This window comes from Lysinibacillus sp. G01H (assembly GCF_028872195.1).
In the GTDB taxonomy this organism is placed as follows: Bacteria; Bacillota; Bacilli; order Bacillales_A; family Planococcaceae; genus Lysinibacillus; species Lysinibacillus capsici.
In genome coordinates this window covers 2,286,001-2,302,944 of the sequence record NZ_CP118397.1, presented here as the reverse complement: position 1 = coordinate 2,302,944, position 16,944 = coordinate 2,286,001, and the positions used below count along the sequence as shown (strand labels likewise).

Below are 16,944 nucleotides of genomic sequence, written 5' to 3'. Positions count from 1 at the left end.
AGAAATGATAAATTTGTTTTATAAAGGCAGGTCTCCTGGCTTTGCTTCATTCTCTGATTCCCTTCCCATGCAAATGCACAGTGGTTGCAATCATCGTCAGCTTCACAGTTGCGGGGACAGCGTCGGAATTGTACCGAACTTCCCTTTTAAACTACATATAGTAGTACCTTTGTAAAACGAACACAATATATAGTTGTTGTTCAATAGTTTTAAGTGTACCATCCTTCAAATGAAAAGTAAATCAAGATTCTAAACTTCTTTATTTTTGGATTATTCAGTATTTTTAATTATGTAGTTCCAAGTAGATTACCACTAATCATTTATACCCAAATCAAAAATCTATTTTAAACGATGAACATCTTTATCTATCAAAATGTATCTAGAATTCTGAAAGAAATGTTCTATTTTAAGTACCATTGAAAAATAGTAGCTTCTATATGTAAATCCTGAAATAATTATCATCTCTTACACGTTTCAAATGACACTCATTAAAAAAGAGCATGCTTTTATCATAACATGCTCTAACCATTCTATCTTTGGGATTATAGTCTAATCTTAACCTCAGTCCCATCCTGAGCTTTGACATCGACTAGCACGAGTCCCTTATAATTTTGTAGTTCCTTGATAATCGGCTTTAGCATTTCTTTGTCGATGAGCGGAAAGGTAAAGTCTATGTTCTTTCGATCGAAGTATGCCTTTGTCCACTTATTGGCTTGTTGCTGAATCCATTTAGAAGTTAAAATGGAGAGGACAATGGTTAGCACGGTATAGGGAACTGGGACTGTAAAGCGAACATCTTTTGCTTTCACTTTTACATGCATCATTCGTCGCCTCTACTCAATGAAGACTGCAACGGAATCCCCGTTTGCTGATTTTATATCTACAATTTGTCCGTCTAATTCATTTTCGATTGCTTCAAGAAGAAGATTGATGTCGATATCTTTTACGTATTTTTCTGATTGTGGAATACTCGCAGCGATGCTGTGTCCTGCCATAAGTACGGCTTTGACAAGTTTAATCGGCAAGTTTACCGTAACATTATCATTTTCGGTGGATACAACACGAACCTTTAATGTTTTTTCTAAATACTTTGTTTTTTCCACAAATTTGTTCTCTGATTCTTCTTTCTGTTGTAGCACTTGAATCAGCTCTGATCCTTTATCCGCATCAATTTTTCCCTCTTGAATCATGGTTAACACTTTTGTGATTTCCTCTTTCATGGTCCGTTCCTCCCTATTCGTCTTTTAAGAGCTTTATCGCTTCATCTGTTGTGATTTCGCCATTTTCCAGCATGCTTACAATTTTTTTCTCGTCTACTTCATTTTTCTTTTTTTGAGCATAGCCAAGGAATGAAATAATGTCGTTTAGCTTGCCTCGAACTGTTGGATACGAAACCCCCAGTTCCTTTTCAACCTCTTTAATGTTTCCTCGGCAGGTTAAAAATACTTCCACAAAATGAAGCTGATCCTGTGATAAGGATGCTAGCTTCGACAATTCAAATTCATTTTCAATGGTCGTGTGACAATGAGAACACTGTAACTTCGTAATTTTTAATGTTCTACTACAGACAGGGCAATTTGTGATTACTTGATAAGCCATAGTGAACTCCTTCCTTTAAGTTAAGTTGATTATATAACAAAGAAATTAAATATGTAAATAATAAAAATTGATTTTTTTTAATTATAAAATAAATAAAATTAATTATTAAATTAAAAATGTTAATTAATCATTGCTGTATTGCTTGTCCTAAGCAATTTCAACTTTACTCTATGTATGTCTTTTCTATTTCTACTTGTAGCTAGCGGCATCAGTTAGATAATGACAGTTTAGAATTGAAAATAAGGTTACATTGTATTCTGTAAAAAAATTTGTTACTATAAAAAGACAATTATGAGAGGACTGATGAATGGACAATGAAGAACTAAACTATATTTTCATTTGAATTGAATGATTTCAAACACAAAATATAGGGTTAGTCTATCCATTTTTAACAATCAGTTTGCATTGTATTTGTCATGACACAAATGGCAAATTGTATTTATTCAGTGAAAGACTAATCCTTCCAATGCACAATTGGAGGGATTTTTTCTTGCTTTCATAGTTGATTTTGCACCTTTCATTTACCCATAAAGGAGAGGGAAAATATGAGCGATTCAGAAACTATTGTGACGCATGTAACACTCCGTATAAGTCGTTAATATCCATCTGCTTATACGGAGAAATAAAACATAGATGGATAGACCGACTTTGTATGAAAAGTAAACTGTTGTAATACAAAGGAGGAATTATCATGTCCATGATACAAGTACAAAACTTAACTTTTTCTTATCCAAGCAGCTTTGACAATATTTTTGAGAATGTCAACTTTCAAATCGATACGGATTGGAAACTTGGATTTATCGGTAGAAACGGACGAGGTAAAACAACATTTTTTCAGTTGTTATTAGGAAAATATGAGTATAGCGGAAAAATCATCTCTTCTGTAGACTTTACTTATTTCCCCTACCCTGTTTCAAATCCAAATAAATATACCCACGAAATATTTGAGGAAATTTGTCCTCAGGCAGAGGATTGGGAATGTCTACGTGAAATAGCTTACCTACATGTAGATGCAGAGGTCATGTATCGTCCTTTTAAAACATTATCCAATGGCGAGCAAACAAAGGTGCTGATTGCTGCGTTGTTTTTGACAGAGGGTCAATTTTTATTAATTGATGAGCCAACCAATCATCTAGACACGGATGCACGAAAGACGGTTTCAGATTATCTTCGCAGGAAAAAAGGATTTATTTTAATTTCACATGACAGAAGCTTTTTAGATGGCTGCGTTGACCATATTCTATCGATCAATAGAGCCAATATTGACGTTCAAAGTGGAAACTATTCTTCTTGGAAGTTAAATTTTGATCGACAGCAGGAGCACGAAGAAGTAACCAATCAACGACTGCAAAAAGATATCGACAGATTAAAACAATCCTCAAAGCGTTCGGTAGGATGGTCTAATCAAGTGGAAGCCTCCAAAAATGGCACAACCAATTCAGGTTCAAAGCTGGACAAAGGCTTTGTCGGGCATAAAGCAGCTAAGATGATGAAACGAGCAAAGAATCTGGAATCCAGACAACAAAGAGCTATTGAGGAAAAATCAAAGCTGCTAAAAAATGTGGAAAAAACTGAGTCATTGAAAGTAGAGCCATTATCATGTTCATCTAAAGAAATGGTTGCTGTAACAGATGTATCCATTCAATACGATAACCATATCGTGAATAAGCCTATTAGCTTCAAAGTGGCACAAGGGGATCGAGTTGTTTTAGATGGCAAAAATGGAAGCGGAAAAAGTAGTATGTTAAAACTTATTCTAGGTAAGCCCATCCAACATACAGGCTCCATAAAGTTAGCTTCAGGTCTAGTCATTTCCTATGTTCAACAGGATACATCCCATTTAAAGGGATTGTTATCGGAATTTATTGAAGAGTATGGTATTGATGAGACGTTATTTAAATCAATCCTGCGCAAGATGGATTTTGAGCGTATTCAATTTGAGAAGGATATCTCTCATTATTCTGGTGGGCAAAAGAAAAAGCTCCTGATTGCTAAAAGCTTGTGTGAGAAGGCTCATTTATATATTTGGGATGAACCACTCAATTTTATTGATATCTATTCACGCATGCAGATTGAAGAGCTTATAAAAAGCTCCCATCTCACAATGGTGATTGTTGAGCATGATCAGGCATTTCAACAAACTGTAGCAACGAAAACGGTAGCGATGTCGTAAAGAGAAGAATCCATTTTATGGATTCTTCCTTTTTAATGATATTGAAATCAATGGACCCATTTAGTATTTGTCTCTTTCACGATATATAGCTCACCTAGTGATGCACTTTGCGCTGGCAGTAATCTTGGAAACCTTAATCGAACAAACCAGGAGTGATTAGCAACATTTTCTCCACAGAAGTTCACCGCCATTTTATAGTAATTCTCCTCCATGCCAGTTAATATGGGCATGGGCTTTATCACCTCAATTTGCCACTCCTGATAATCAGGGCTTGAGCCATATACTTTTGGAATGATGTCAGCTAATGCTTGACTAAGCTCATCTTTGTCTTTCTCCGTTGTTTTCATCAATACATCTGGATTTGGACATTTTAAGCCTTCAGGTTCTGACCCCCAAGTAGCTGTTGGAAATAACAAAAGCATACATAAAAAGGGCAGTATTATTTTTCCCATTGTTCAACTCCCTTTCTTTAAAAATGCTCGATAATTTGCTGTGATTGGTGCACTCTATAAAGTATCATCCTGCAGAAAGGTCACTATTCCATGAAAAAATTTGCTTATGTTTTAATGGCTATCTTCACTATGTTCATTGTGCCATGTAAGATTTATGCGCAAAGTGAACAAGCTGATGATCAACTAATCAGGGACACATTCATTACAATCCTTAATCCATTTATCGAAAAGGAAATTGATCATTACTACGGCTATCCTAAGCAGTACGGCTTATATGATGTGAAAATTTTAAAGATTGTCAGAGAAAGTCAGTTTAGCTTTAGGGTTGACGTGGAAGCTACTACCTTTGAGCATGCACATTCCCCACCCTACAGTAAGGAAATCATTACATTTGAAGTCAGTCCAACTGGTGTCAGCACACTTCGCTATATACATGAGGCAGATGATGTAGAAAAAGCAATAAACGCATTCTATAGGGCAACACTGTTAGATATACAGCAGAGTTTTAAGCTGGACTTAGCATCGTATACTTCCTATCATTACGATCAATTGCAATATCAAGCTGAAATAAATAGTGATATGAAACCCCTTGCTACGATTGCAGAGGAAATAGTGACCCATATTTTATTTCCTGATCGAAAGATTCCCTACAAAAATGTCATAGACCCTGTCACCTTTATCAAGGGTAATATAGGCTATATGGTCTTTAAAAGGGCGGATGGTACAAATGTAAGCTATCAACTGCAAAAGAAAGACGGCACATGGATCGTAACAGATAAAACAAGTAAGCCAGGTAAGAAAATGGAGGATTTGTTGCCGTGGTATATATAGAAAAATGAAGCCAACTGATTCCATCAGTTAGGCTTCATTCTTTAAGAGCGTTTGCATCATACTTTTTATAATCCCCATGTGTAAATTTTCATGGTTCATATGAAAGACAACCATGTCGCCTAATGTTTTCATACCTAAAAAAGGTTCTTTAAGCGGTTCATGTAAATGTCCTTCACAAGCTTGTTCAATAAGAATGGGTTGTTCCTCTAGGAGTATAATGATTTGATCCATTGTTGGCGGTTGCTCAGTCCAGTTATCTGGTTTACTGCCACTTGGGAACATTACATGATAGGATAGGGGCAAACGCCTTTCTTGTGTAACAGCTGGAAAAACGGTATGATCCCAACCAACTAATAGATGACCAGCATTCCAACGAATATTGTTATGATGTCCAGCGGGTATCTGATCAGCAATATTTTCAGGGATTGTACGTAGAAATTCAACAGTCCAATTACGCCACATTTTCATTTGCTTAAATAATTGCTCTTCGTTCATATACTAGCTCCCTTTCTATACGTTTTCAGTTCTATTGAATACCATGGATTAAATTAATTTATAGTAAATTACGGTTGCTTCTAATTCTCCATCTGATGAAATAGTATATTGAGGAATTTTCCCCACTTCTTGATAATCTAATGATTTATATACTCGTTGTATTGTCTATAAATTTTTTCTGGCACAGGGAGATCAATTTCAGCTAATTTTGCCTCTATCGATTCAAAGAATTTTATACATTCTTGTTTTCTATTTTGTTGAATTAAGAATTCTAACAATTGAAACATATAGTGTTCATTATATTCGTCTAGCTCTAATAGCTTTTGTAGGCAATTATACTTTAATAAAGTATGGGCAGCGTTTGGACGTGCAATATACTGTTCAAGCACATGTAATACAGCTTGCTTTAAGCGGAGCCTAATTTGATTAACCCATAAATACTCCTCATCTATTAAAAAATCACCCTCATAGCAATTCAATAACTGCTGAATAGATTTCTCATCATGTTGTTCCTGCTCCAATAGTTGATTCAGCTCATCATAATCAGTTTGAATTTCAGCATTTAATTTATAGTGATTATTGACCAAGAGTATTGGATCTTGAATGCCATTGTCCTTTAATATCTTTCTTAAATGATAAATAGTTGTATGTAAATTACTAGCTGCCTTTTCAAAGTCCAAATCTGGCCACAATTCCTCTAAAAGAACTGCATTTAACATAGGTCTTTTTTGGTGAAATAGTAAATATAAAAATAGTTCACGTACTTTTCTTGTACGCCACTTAATCACATTATGTTGAACATCCAGTAGATAAAAGCTGCCTAATGTATGCGCATATAATGAGTTTTTCTTCTCATCCCTCGGCGCCAACGTAACGACCATTTTTTTCTGTGCTTTTGTTAACGCAATAATCAGTCGTTTTTCATGTACAGGCTTTAATAAATAATCCGTTGCCTCTACTTCAAAAGCCTCCACTGCAAATTGTGTATGAGCTGTAACAAAAATAATTTGTAAGGATGGTTGCTTGTGTAGTAACTGCTTTGCAAGTTGCATACCGTGTGTGTCAATCATTTCAATATCTAAAAACACTACATCTATTATTTCTTTTTCAAGAAAATGGAGGGCTTCAGTTGAATTTGTAAATGTCCCCTTAATGTTAATCTGAAATTGGGCAAGCTGTTTAACCATAATAGTTAAAACATCAATAGCCAATTTTTCATCATCAACGATCATTATATTCATGTGCCACCACCCTCTGGTAATAAAATGACAATTGTTGTTCCCTTTCCTTCTTCGCTGTAAATTCGTAAACTAGCATTTTTTATTAATTTAAATTTCTTTAATGGATTCATAAAGCCAATTCTTGTACTTTCTTCATTAAGCAATTGGTGCACTTTTTCTTCTGAAATTCCTACACCATTATCATAGATTTTTATTCTTACAAATTGTCCCTCTCTCTGTAGGCTTAATTCAATGGTCCCTCCCTCTACTTTCTTAGAGATTCCATGGAATACTGCGTTTTCAACTAATGGTTGAATGGACAAAGCAGGGATTCCTAATTGAATAGATTCGTCAATATCATATTTAATACGTAAACGATCTCCAAAGCGCATTTTTTCAATCGATAAATAGGCTTTTACAAGTTCCATCTCCTCATCAATGGGGACAATGCTATTTCGGTAATGAACATTCAATTTTGCACGGAAATAAGTGGCTAAACAATAAAGAGCTTCACGTGTGTTTTCCATATCTGTATAACTTAAACCAATAATCGTATTAAGGGTGTTATATACAAAATGTGGTGTGACCTGTGAATATAAATAGTTCATTTCTACTTCGATCGCATCGATTGAAGATTGTCGAACAGCCAATAAAGATTCAATACGAATAAAAAGTTCATCGGTAGAAATCGGCTTTTGTAGATAGTCATTCGCCCCAACTTTTAACGTTTGCAGTAAGTCAGATTGCTTCATAACTGTAGTTAAGATAATTATGGGTAGTTCCAGCATATCATATTGTTTACGTACACGTTTACATAACTCATAACCTGACATCCCATTCATCATTAGGTCGATTAACATACAATCTACATGATTGGTTTTAATATAATAAATCGCATCAAAGCCATTATCTACGGCGATCACTGTATATCCCTTTAAACTTAATGCTTCCGTTAAAGCTTTTATATTAACATGGTTGTCATCTACCACCAGTATTTTTTTATCACTTCCTTTATAAATAAGAGGTAATCGAAGCTGTATTTCTGTATCGGTATGCGATGTAATGGTAGCTTGTTCATTACTTACGTTTTCTGGTGTTGAGAGAGGCATTGTAAATGTAAATGTTGTACCTTCCTCTACAGTGCTTGTCACATGAATGTTACCATTTAATTTTTCAACAATATTTTTAGTAATACTTAGTCCCAAACCTAACCCTTCTTTATTATGATGATTGTTTCCTTGATAAAAGGCGTTAAAAATACGATCTAACTCTTGTGTCGCAATTCCACAGCCTGTATCACTTACTTGGATGACCATCTGCTGCTGTTCAACATGCGCAGTGACTGTGATTGTTCCGTTTTGTGTAAATTTAATAGCATTATGCAGCAAGTTATATAAAATTTGTTTAAAGCGTAATTCATCCGTGAAGATCTTTGGCAAATCCCAGTTTATCTCTGCTGCTACCCTTACTTGACTATTTTTGGGCATTACACTACGAATTTCGGCCACTACTTCATGTATAACAGACAGAGATACACTACGTAGACTAATCCTTAATTCTCCTGTCATTTGATTGGAAGAAAACAATAAATCTTCTACTAAATGACCTATGCGCTGTGTAACGCTGTGAATTAGAATAACTTGCTCCTGTTGCGATCGTTTTAATGGTCCTTGAGCACCTTCCATTAAGGATTTGGATAAATTTAATATTCCGTTTAGGGGGGCACGGAGTTCATGCGATGTTTTCAGAAGAAATTCATTCTTCATTTGGTTATGTTCAAGCAATTCTTCTGACAATGCTGCTATTTTTAAAAATGCTTGATTGGCACGATAATTTAATAATGAGGCAAAGCCAAATAATATTAGTAAAAATAACAAAAATTCTGTATAGTCAAAAGGCGTCCCAAATAAAAAGTTACAAATGAGTAAAATGGAATAACAACTAATCGCTGTAATAACTATTAGCACATAACGCACAGCCTCTAGACGTTTTAGCATGACCTTTATAAGAATCCATATATTATAGAAAATAACCGGAGCGGTGACACTAATATAGATTATTTTTCTCATAATCATTTCAAATTCTGAGGAGGCCCTTTCATTTTTAGTAAAGGGATTATAGATACCGTACATAACAAACACGATACCAAGCAATATGGCAAGCGTGTATAAAATTTTTCTTTCTAGTAATTGTGGATACATCGCATTTATAAAAAATGTTAAAGCAAGCAATGCAAGTGGAATGATTCCTAATTGCAGACGTAATTGATTGACCGTTGATAGATCAGTAAATAACAGGAAAAACACTTTTTGATTGATAAACGACATATAAAACCCTAATGAAATAGTAAAAAGACCAAAAAATAACTCTTCTTTACGCTTGCGATTCTGTAAAAATGTAAAGACATAGATCGCACCAACTATCATATGACCTATACTCACTACTATATCTAAAACCAATTTCCAGTGATAATGCTTTTGAATAGCCTTCATCGTACCAAATTCAATAGGATAAACAATTCCAGCCTGAGGATAATTGTAGTTTGCAACATGGATGACAATGTCTAGTTTTTTATTGACACTAGGAGAAAACACGGTATATTTATCATCATTTTCAGATGCATACGCACTTAAAACGGTACTTGGATTTCCTTTAGCCCCTACCTCAACGCCATTAATGAATACACGACTAGCTTGACGAATCGTTCGAATATATAGGCCGTAAAATCCATCTGATGGTACCTCTATGCTGACGTGATAGGTTCCCACCGAAAGCCCCTCTTCATTTGGCTCTACATATGATTGCCAATTAAAGGGTACATTTAAATTCAGTTTTTTATGTTGATAGCTATCAAAATTTTCCCCCAAAGAAATTAATACATTTGGATAAAATACCCATTCGCCTTCTAGCTTTACAGGCTTTAATAATTGCTCTTCCTCTAACTTTCCTACACCTTTATGTATAATTTTCGGCTGATTATTGGAGAAATATTGCCAATTACCAATCAAAAAAACAATCACAAAAAGCATGATTATACTGACAATAATTATGATATTTTTTTTCATTTCCGTGCCCCCAAAGATCGATCATTTATGATGTATCTTTACATCATATTGCTCACAGTTTTTACAATCAACCCCTTTTGAGATAGTAGCATACTGTGTTTGAACAAAATCTAAACAAACAATAATAATACCTTTCTTGATGTTTTATTTGTTGTTATTTTAAAAAAATGATTGTGAGCAGATTATGGATTTTTATTAGCCTCTGCAAGTATGTGAAGGGATTTGTTTTTCAACAACATACTATTGTCTAAATAGTCTTTCCACATTATTGAAGGAAAATATTAATCATTAAAATTTTTCTGAAAAAATGTTATGATCAAAAAGGATTTTGATTGATGGAGGATTTTGATGAAGGTTGATTTTGAAGAGTTATTAAATGGTGTTTTTTCAGCTTTACAAGCTATTGAAGGAGTAAAATCCGTGGATTCCATTCTTGAAGTACTAAAGGATCGAATTATTTTTCCTGAGATTACCACTCTAGTATTGAACGCTAGGTTTGAACTGGTTTATTTATTTAACGAGCAGAAAGTAGTGTTTAAAACATTAAAAGAAGTATTGATTGATTCAAATTATATAGAAGAAATTAATTTAATCAATCAACATTGTCATTCAATTGAAAGTATTTTAAATGACTTTGTTCACACAGATACACTTAAAAACTATTCTTTAAGCCTCCTCTCCTTTAAATATAAAGAGAAAATTCCGAATAGTTAATATTTTTAGGGTGTAGCGACCTGAAAATGGAGTATGGCAAGTGTCCCTTCTCCAAACTCCATTTTCCAGACGTTAAGACCTAGTATTTCTGTTGATATAAAATGGTTTGAGCAATCCCGATAAAATATTCGGATTCTACAATGATATGATTTAATACAACTTTAGCTGTCGGATTGGCGCTTATCGGTTGACTTTCTTGCATAAGCGTTCGGCAAAATTGAATAAATTGATCACTCTGTTGCAGACAGAAGGAAGTAAGCTGTAAAATATCCTGAAACAAAGCTGGAGAAACTTGTCCCTGTGAACGATTGACGGTTTCTATATATCTCACAACTTGCTGATGTGTTTGAGCGAAAGCTTTTTCCCATTCCTTTAACGCATCGACATATTGCTGCTCCAAATCTTTCACAAGCTCTCTGATTACTACTGTATGCTCCTCTTCTTGATGTTTCCAAAATTCAGCTTCATCTAATACACGTAATGGCATTTGATGGCCATAATAAAATTGCATAAAAATCCCCCTCCCACTTTTCTCTACTATGTATATACAAGAAATGTAGAAATAGAACTTTGAAAGAGATTCACGTCATTGTAGTACTGTTAAACCAAGCATTGTTTAATAGCTTAATGCCTGTGTCAATCTCATCTTCCGCTAGATTAGCAAATCCAAGTAATACCTTTGCAGGCTGAACACCCAAGGGATTTGCATAAAAAACAGAAGTAGGGTAGACCTTAACACCCACCATTTTTGCTGTATCAATCAATTCCTCTTCAGTCATCTTATTATTTGGTTCAAGTAAAATATGTAAGCCACTGCTCGCTCCATAAATTTTCCCATTTTCCCCGAAAGTTTGATGAATGGACTTTAGTAAGGCCTCATATCTTCGCTTATAACTATTTCGTGTTTTATTCAAGTGTCTCTCCCAATGCCCACTCTCTATAAATAGCTGTAACGTATGCTGATGGAGTCTAGACACAGTTTGAACATAGTAATTGTTTTGATGAAATAAATCTATTAATTTTCTAGGTAATATCATATAGCTTAGCTTAATGGCTGGAATCAAAGATTTTGAAAAGGTGCCCATATAGATGACGCGATCACTCGAATCTAATCCCTGTAGTGCAGGAATCGGTTTCCCAGCATATCGAAATTCTCCATCATAATCATCCTCGATGATATAAGCATCTTCTTCCTTTGCCCACTCTAGTAATGCTAATCTTCTTGAGATAGGCATAACCGTTCCTAGAGGAAATTGATGGGAGGGGGTGACATAAACAGCTTTGATATTATTTTTCCTTAACGGATTGATATGAATACCATGCTCGTCAAGTGGGATTGGTTTCACCTTTATCCCAGTATCTTTAAACAGGTAACGAACGCGATAATAACCTGGATCTTCCATAGCAAAAAGCTCATTTCGTCCAATTAGGTTACATACGATACCCAGAAGAAACTGCAAGCCTGCTCCTATAACGATTTGCTCTGCACTACATTGCACCCCTCTTGATTCATAAAGATAGCTTGCCATATAATTTCTTAATTCCAGCTCTCCCTGTGGATCTCCATATAAAAGGAGTTGAGCCTGTTCTTCATCAAGGCTCTGCATCGATAATTTACGCCATATTTTAAAGGGAAAATCTTTTAGATTAATATCCCCATAATTAAAATCGTACTTAATCGCTGGTCTGTCTTGTTTCTGCTGAGTCGCTAGTTGTGGTTCAAAATGGTGAGGGCCTCCTTGAAAATAACCTTTTTCAAGGTCAACCACATATAGTCCATCTCGCTCTCTACTTATCACATAGCCCTCTGCAAGAAGCTGCTGATATGCTGCATCTACTGTGTTGCGACTAATCTGTAAATGTTTAGCTAAACTACGCTGAGACGGCAATTTGCTTTGAGCTCTTATCTTTCCATTTTGGATTTCTGCTTTTATATAGTTATATAATTGAAGGTAAAGTGGTTCCTGATTATTCAAGTTTGGGGTCATTTCGAGCATGCTTCTTGGCTCCTTTAGAAATAGCGTTATTGGCACTTTTAAGAGGTGCCAGTGATTGATTATAATAAAATCTACATTGTTGAGTAGAAAATGTAAAGACATCCCTGCATAATTATTTTTTTATTCAAAAAACTCGCGATGATTTTATGTATAAGGAGAGATTTCCATGTATGTTCCTAAGTATTATAAAGTATCGGATTTAGAAGAAATCAAAGAATTTATTCAACATAATTCCTTCGCAACAATCGTTTCAATAAGAAAAGGTAAGCCAATTGCAGCTCATATACCCGTGTTGCTGAAAAAAATCGAGAATGACTATTATTTGACTGGTCACTTAGCCTATGGTAACCCTTTATGGAAGACCTTTGAGGAAGTACAAGACATTCTCGTGATATTTAATGGTCCACATGCCTATATCTCTTCCTCTTGGTATGAGCATGAAAATGTGCCAACCTGGAATTATCAAGCTGTCCATGTATATGGAAAGGCAAGTCTGATTGAAGGAATAGCTTTAGAACAAGATTTGACTAGCTTACTTGAAAAATATGAGTCATTCCGTGAAAATCCTGTGTTGTGGGATAAACTATCTCCTGAGCTTTTGCAGCAAGAAATGAAAGGAATAAAGGGGTTTAAAATAAAGGTGGAAGAAGTGCAGGCAGCCTATAAATTAAGTCAAAATCGAAATGCTAGTGATTACGCCAATATAATAAAGGAACTTTATAAAGAGGATAATCCACATGCTGATGCGGTGGCTGAGGCGATGAAGAAAAATAGAAGCCATTAAAATAGCAGGCAGAAATGTTGTGAATCAACGTTTCTGCCATAACATTTTGGCTAGTGTTTTCGTCATGATAAGATCAATTTGTTCTTCGTCACCCATATAAAAAGAATGGGCGCCTGTTTGGACAAAGCCTATTTTCTGATAAAAACCGATGGCACTGTCATTTTTCTCCCAAACCCCTAGCCAAATGCTTTTTTTGTTTTGAGCTACAGCCTCCTCTATTGCTTTATTCATAAGGTATTTGCCAAGCCCTTTTCCTTGATATTGATGTCGAACATAAATTCTCTCCACCTCTAATGACTCATCCCCCATTAGTTCCGATTGTGCTTCATTGACATTTACTTTTAAATAACCAGCTATTTCTTCCTCATAATAGATAAAATAGAACGCTGAATCCAAATTGGCCAATTCCTTCTCTAGCTGTTGCTCATGAAAGGCACGCTCTAAATAAGCCTTCATATTTTCGGGGGAGTTCTGATCTTTAAATGTATCATTAAATGTTTCAATACTTATTGCTTGAAGCTGTTTTAAATCTGCGTGCTCACACTTCTCTAATTTAACAGACATTGATTCCACTCCTTTGTCGTAACTCTTCCTAGAATTTATATTGCAAATGCAATAAAAAGAGTATATAGTCAATTTAACGCAATTTTGTTGTATTTGCAATAAAAATAGTAGAAGGGGGTCTTTTAGTTGAAATATGTCTTTTATGTAGTGGGCATTTTAATTTTAACGCTAGGTATTTCGCTCACGATTCAATCTAAACTCGGTACATCACCTTTCGATGCGCTTCTAGTAGGATTATCTAAAAATGTGGGGCTAACTGTAGGTAGTTGGGAAATCCTCTTAGCTCTCCTATTAATAGGTAGTAATTCCCTATTAGCTAGAAAAAGGCCTGAAATTTTAGGGTTGATCACCGCATTGATCACTGGCATAGGGATTGATATATGGTTATTTTTATTACACGATGTAGTATCACCAGATATTTTGTTTAGCCAAGCTGTCTGTTTTACTACTGGATTAGTTATAGTGGGGTTAGGAACGGCAACTTATTTACATACAAATTTTGCACCAATTCCTGTAGATCGACTTACTTTGATCATCAAAGAATTAACAAGAAAAACGGTTTTCTTCTCAAGAACCCTTATTTATATTTTATTTTTAATATTAGCTATCATTTTTAATGGCCCCATCGGTGTCGGTACATTATTAACAGTTTGCTTAGGTGGTTATATCCTCCATTTTTTTATGCCGATAACTGGAAGAATACTAGATAATATACTGAACAACTCCTAAAATATAAAACCAGATACTCGTTCAAGAATGAGTTCTGGTTTTGATGCCTAATTTTCCCCAAGTTCCACACCGTATTGATTGAAAATGGCTTGGTATTTATTTTTGAAAATGGACCACCTCTGTTCGGTTCCATGCTTTTTCTGCAATGCATTGTAGTAGAGCTTTGCTGTTGTTACATCATTGGCTTGTAATAACAAATGAAAACTTTCTTCGCCCAAGTGCAAAAATGGCCCTGCTATATAATAATCAACAATGGATCTTGCGGAAGTCATCGTTTCATAGAAATTATGAACCTCCTCTAACCCCAGCAGCAATATGTTGGTTAATTCGTCCAAATTTGTAGTGGCTGTGATGGAAAATCGATCAGGTGCATCTTCGACAATGGAGCTAATCCTTGCTCGAAAGTGGCATTCTGCTTCTTTGGGTGCTGTCACACACTCTCTTGATTGTAGCTGTGCCAGCTCAGCTGCATATATCCCACAATTCACATAAAACATCAGAGTGTCGGCTGTATTACCAGAGGATTTTTGAAAATTGATGAGATAGATAAGATTTTCAGTTGTTTGATAGAAGTTCAATCCTTTCTTTTTGTAGCCTAGCTTGATTAGAAATGGCTTGATGTCCTGTTTTATTAATTCATTAAAAATTTGCTGCAATGGAGTGCCTCCTTCTCGTTTAGTATTCATTCGATTTTAATATCTCTATCACTCTCGTATGTTTCTTTATTATTTTTATTATAGTTTAACGTATCCATTGATCAAAAAGACATACATTAAGGCTAACCATTCCTATTTAGCAATAAATGACTTTGAAGATACTGGAGCTACATAAAAAGCAGCGCATGTCCACATGTCTAAGGCTGTATAAATTCCTTAAAGAGATAAAATGGAAGATACGTTGATAAATAGAATTTTCTACCACCATCCTTAGTGCCATAACGTGAGAAACACTTAATAATGATTTAAATAGCTGGAAAGTTACTATTAAAATATCGGTTTTTCAATTGGATAAAACATTTAAATTAACACTTATGTCCCTATAAAACCATTAATTTCATATATTTTTAGTAAAATTGCCCATTATTATTGCAAAAGTTTTACACAATTAAAATTAAGGTTTCAATTTTGGTGTTTAGGGGTAATCGGTAATATTATTGAAAAATAACTCTACCCTATTTCATGCTATTCTTACTTTAGTTCAAAGGCGAAAGCTTTTTGAAAGGAGTAAGATTGATTTGAAGAAAAAATGGTTACTACCCATTTTCGCATCGTTTATGTTCTTTACAGGTATGGGTATTCATGATGCGAAAGCGGCAACAATAGCAGATATAACAAATACAGCCAAAGCATATATTGGAGCTCCTTATAAATATGGAGGAACGGATATTAAGACAGGTGTGGATTGCTCAGCATATACACAATTAGTTTTTTCTAAGCTAGGCATTTCATTAGAACGTACATCTAAAGCTCAATACCAGCAAGGTACTTCAATTTCAAAAGACAATTTAAAAACGGGTGATCTCGTATTTTTTAATACTTCTGGAAGCGGTGTTTCACACGTTGGTATATACATAGGTGACAATAATTTTATCTCAGCTACTACGAGTTCTGGGGTTAAGGTAGATACAGTGAATGACCCATACTATTGGGGTTCACGTTATGTAGGGGCAAAACGTATTGCCAACTTCTCTGATTATGGAGAAGTAAAAGATGCGGAAATTGACTTTAGCATTTATGCATCGCGTGGAGAGGTAGCTCTTCGATTAGCCAATAAATTACATTTAGATACGAGTAATACGAATTCAAGTTTCCCAGATATTAAGCCATCATCGAAATATGCAGGTGCTGCAGAGGCACTTAAAAAAATTGGCGTTTTTACGGGTGATGATAATGGAAAATTCAATCCTGGTTCTCCAATGACACGTGGGCAACTATCTAAAGTCTTAGTGGAAGCATTTCATTTAACACAGCAAGGAACAGCTGAACAATTTATTGATGTTCCAGGCTCACATTGGGCAAATAATTATGTAGCGATCCTTGCTTCGAATAAAGTAACCGTAGGTAAAGGTGACGGCACATTCGGAGTGAACGACAATGTCACATTGATCCAATTAGAAGCCTTTATCCAACGATTAGCTCAATAACTACTAGAATAGGTATTTCATCTATGGATGAAATGCCTTTTTTATTCTTACTAGGAAATGGCATTTTATACTCCCCCACTACCATATAGAAAAGCCAGTACGAATTGTACTGACTAATCAACTAGGATTTTCATATAAATTATTTTGGACTCTGTAAATAAGTTTTCTCAAATTATTC

At 35.0% G+C, this 16,944-nt stretch carries 17 protein-coding genes, 1 pseudogene and 1 riboswitch; of the genes and pseudogenes, 6 read left to right on the top strand and 12 right to left on the bottom strand.

All coding sequences use genetic code 11. The features are described from left to right. Positions 1 to 8: 8 nt before the first annotated feature. Positions 9 to 186, bottom strand: a riboswitch (cobalamin riboswitch). 356 nt (positions 187 to 542) lie between these two features. Genes PSR12_RS11625 through PSR12_RS11615 form a run of 3 tightly spaced genes read right to left on the bottom strand, consistent with a single transcriptional unit; the run spans position 543 to position 1,599 of the window. After that, on the bottom strand, positions 543 to 824 hold the full coding sequence (locus PSR12_RS11625) for a hypothetical protein (protein WP_274773352.1): 282 nt from the start codon (positions 822 to 824) through the stop codon (positions 543 to 545). 9 nt (positions 825 to 833) lie between these two features. Continuing rightward, positions 834 to 1,220 (bottom strand): SHOCT-like domain-containing protein, encoded by a 387-nt coding sequence (locus PSR12_RS11620; protein ID WP_257522175.1) that lies wholly within the window; start codon positions 1,218 to 1,220, stop codon positions 834 to 836. Between the two features lie 13 nt (positions 1,221 to 1,233). Beyond that, positions 1,234 to 1,599 carry a DUF2089 domain-containing protein gene (locus tag PSR12_RS11615; protein ID WP_274773350.1) on the bottom strand — a complete coding sequence of 122 codons (366 nt, stop codon included), beginning with the start codon at positions 1,597 to 1,599 and terminating at the stop codon, positions 1,234 to 1,236. A gap of 691 nt (positions 1,600 to 2,290) precedes the next feature. On the opposite strand from PSR12_RS11615, the gene PSR12_RS11610 reads away from it, so the two are divergent. Then, a complete protein-coding gene (locus tag PSR12_RS11610) occupies positions 2,291 to 3,772 on the top strand; it encodes an Lsa family ABC-F type ribosomal protection protein (protein ID WP_257522174.1) in 1,482 nt (493 codons plus the stop codon). A 47-nt stretch (positions 3,773 to 3,819) separates the two neighbouring features. On the opposite strand, the gene PSR12_RS11605 is transcribed toward PSR12_RS11610, so the two are convergent. Continuing rightward, the gene (locus PSR12_RS11605) at positions 3,820 to 4,224 is read right to left on the bottom strand and encodes a hypothetical protein (protein ID WP_274773347.1); all 405 of its coding nucleotides are present in this window, start codon (positions 4,222 to 4,224) and stop codon (positions 3,820 to 3,822) included. A gap of 90 nt (positions 4,225 to 4,314) precedes the next feature. Between PSR12_RS11605 and PSR12_RS11600 the strand changes: the two genes are divergently transcribed. Further along, positions 4,315 to 5,055, top strand: a complete 741-nt coding sequence (locus PSR12_RS11600) for a DUF3888 domain-containing protein (RefSeq protein ID WP_274773345.1) — start codon at positions 4,315 to 4,317, stop codon at positions 5,053 to 5,055. 27 nt (positions 5,056 to 5,082) lie between these two features. Here PSR12_RS11600 and PSR12_RS11595 read toward each other — a convergent pair whose 3' ends face one another. From PSR12_RS11595 to PSR12_RS11580, 4 genes and pseudogenes are all read right to left on the bottom strand, one after another. After that, on the bottom strand, positions 5,083 to 5,550 hold the full coding sequence (locus PSR12_RS11595) for a DinB family protein (protein WP_221681901.1): 468 nt from the start codon (positions 5,548 to 5,550) through the stop codon (positions 5,083 to 5,085). Positions 5,551 to 5,598: 48 nt separating this feature from the next. Then, a pseudogene (locus tag PSR12_RS11590) lies at positions 5,599 to 5,706 on the bottom strand (GNAT family N-acetyltransferase); the annotation flags it as partial. Further along, complete coding sequence (locus PSR12_RS11585; protein ID WP_274773343.1) at positions 5,688 to 6,791, bottom strand: response regulator; 1,104 nt, start codon at positions 6,789 to 6,791, stop codon at positions 5,688 to 5,690. The gene PSR12_RS11585 and the pseudogene PSR12_RS11590, both read right to left, overlap by 19 nt. Further along, complete coding sequence (locus PSR12_RS11580; RefSeq protein ID WP_274773341.1) at positions 6,788 to 9,835, bottom strand: sensor histidine kinase; 3,048 nt, start codon at positions 9,833 to 9,835, stop codon at positions 6,788 to 6,790. Before PSR12_RS11580 ends, PSR12_RS11585 begins: the two co-directional genes overlap by 4 nt. Before the next feature lie 348 nt (positions 9,836 to 10,183). Here PSR12_RS11580 and PSR12_RS11575 point away from each other — a divergent pair, with 348 nt between their 5' ends. Beyond that, positions 10,184 to 10,549 (top strand): hypothetical protein, encoded by a 366-nt coding sequence (locus PSR12_RS11575; protein ID WP_221681921.1) that lies wholly within the window; start codon positions 10,184 to 10,186, stop codon positions 10,547 to 10,549. Positions 10,550 to 10,628: 79 nt separating this feature from the next. Here the strand turns inward: PSR12_RS11575 and PSR12_RS11570 are convergent, their stop codons facing one another. Both PSR12_RS11570 and pdxR read right to left on the bottom strand, forming a co-directional pair. Next, on the bottom strand, positions 10,629 to 11,060 hold the full coding sequence (locus tag PSR12_RS11570; RefSeq protein ID WP_066036753.1) for a DUF2935 domain-containing protein: 432 nt from the start codon (positions 11,058 to 11,060) through the stop codon (positions 10,629 to 10,631). 70 nt (positions 11,061 to 11,130) lie between these two features. Then, the gene (gene pdxR / locus PSR12_RS11565; protein ID WP_257522168.1) at positions 11,131 to 12,546 is read right to left on the bottom strand and encodes a MocR-like pyridoxine biosynthesis transcription factor PdxR; all 1,416 of its coding nucleotides are present in this window, start codon (positions 12,544 to 12,546) and stop codon (positions 11,131 to 11,133) included. Between the two features lie 166 nt (positions 12,547 to 12,712). On the opposite strand from pdxR, the gene PSR12_RS11560 reads away from it, so the two are divergent. Further along, positions 12,713 to 13,330: an FMN-binding negative transcriptional regulator gene (locus tag PSR12_RS11560; protein ID WP_274773337.1), complete on the top strand. Its 618-nt coding sequence runs from the start codon at positions 12,713 to 12,715 to the stop codon at positions 13,328 to 13,330. 24 nt (positions 13,331 to 13,354) lie between these two features. Here the strand turns inward: PSR12_RS11560 and PSR12_RS11555 are convergent, their stop codons facing one another. After that, positions 13,355 to 13,894 carry a spermidine/spermine N(1)-acetyltransferase gene (locus PSR12_RS11555; RefSeq protein ID WP_274773335.1) on the bottom strand — a complete coding sequence of 180 codons (540 nt, stop codon included), beginning with the start codon at positions 13,892 to 13,894 and terminating at the stop codon, positions 13,355 to 13,357. A gap of 126 nt (positions 13,895 to 14,020) precedes the next feature. On the opposite strand from PSR12_RS11555, the gene PSR12_RS11550 reads away from it, so the two are divergent. After that, positions 14,021 to 14,623, top strand: a complete 603-nt coding sequence (locus PSR12_RS11550; protein ID WP_274773333.1) for a YczE/YyaS/YitT family protein — start codon at positions 14,021 to 14,023, stop codon at positions 14,621 to 14,623. 47 nt (positions 14,624 to 14,670) lie between these two features. On the opposite strand, the gene PSR12_RS11545 is transcribed toward PSR12_RS11550, so the two are convergent. Further along, positions 14,671 to 15,279: a DUF4304 domain-containing protein gene (locus PSR12_RS11545; protein WP_221681938.1), complete on the bottom strand. Its 609-nt coding sequence runs from the start codon at positions 15,277 to 15,279 to the stop codon at positions 14,671 to 14,673. 578 nt (positions 15,280 to 15,857) lie between these two features. On the opposite strand from PSR12_RS11545, the gene PSR12_RS11540 reads away from it, so the two are divergent. Next, positions 15,858 to 16,766, top strand: coding sequence for a C40 family peptidase (locus tag PSR12_RS11540; RefSeq protein WP_257522166.1), 909 nt, complete (start codon positions 15,858 to 15,860; stop codon positions 16,764 to 16,766). Positions 16,767 to 16,944 lie beyond the last annotated feature (178 nt).

Excerpts from the sequence above, each read along its gene's own strand:
- PSR12_RS11585 (WP_274773343.1), bottom strand. The coding sequence starts at position 6,791 with ATGAATATAATGATCGTTGATGATGAAAAATTGGCTATTGATGTTTTA.
- PSR12_RS11580 (WP_274773341.1), bottom strand. The coding sequence starts at position 9,835 with ATGAAAAAAAATATCATAATTATTGTCAGTATAATCATGCTTTTTGTG.
- PSR12_RS11625 (WP_274773352.1), bottom strand. The coding sequence starts at position 824 with ATGATGCATGTAAAAGTGAAAGCAAAAGATGTTCGCTTTACAGTCCCA.
- pdxR (WP_257522168.1), bottom strand. The coding sequence starts at position 12,546 with ATGCTCGAAATGACCCCAAACTTGAATAATCAGGAACCACTTTACCTT.
- PSR12_RS11620 (WP_257522175.1), bottom strand. The coding sequence starts at position 1,220 with ATGAAAGAGGAAATCACAAAAGTGTTAACCATGATTCAAGAGGGAAAA.
- PSR12_RS11600 (WP_274773345.1), top strand. The coding sequence starts at position 4,315 with ATGAAAAAATTTGCTTATGTTTTAATGGCTATCTTCACTATGTTCATT.
- PSR12_RS11610 (WP_257522174.1), top strand. The coding sequence starts at position 2,291 with ATGTCCATGATACAAGTACAAAACTTAACTTTTTCTTATCCAAGCAGC.
- PSR12_RS11560 (WP_274773337.1), top strand. The coding sequence starts at position 12,713 with ATGTATGTTCCTAAGTATTATAAAGTATCGGATTTAGAAGAAATCAAA.
- PSR12_RS11575 (WP_221681921.1), top strand. The coding sequence starts at position 10,184 with ATGAAGGTTGATTTTGAAGAGTTATTAAATGGTGTTTTTTCAGCTTTA.
- PSR12_RS11605 (WP_274773347.1), bottom strand. The coding sequence starts at position 4,224 with ATGGGAAAAATAATACTGCCCTTTTTATGTATGCTTTTGTTATTTCCA.
- PSR12_RS11570 (WP_066036753.1), bottom strand. The coding sequence starts at position 11,060 with ATGCAATTTTATTATGGCCATCAAATGCCATTACGTGTATTAGATGAA.
- PSR12_RS11555 (WP_274773335.1), bottom strand. The coding sequence starts at position 13,894 with ATGTCTGTTAAATTAGAGAAGTGTGAGCACGCAGATTTAAAACAGCTT.
- PSR12_RS11595 (WP_221681901.1), bottom strand. The coding sequence starts at position 5,550 with ATGAACGAAGAGCAATTATTTAAGCAAATGAAAATGTGGCGTAATTGG.
- PSR12_RS11615 (WP_274773350.1), bottom strand. The coding sequence starts at position 1,599 with ATGGCTTATCAAGTAATCACAAATTGCCCTGTCTGTAGTAGAACATTA.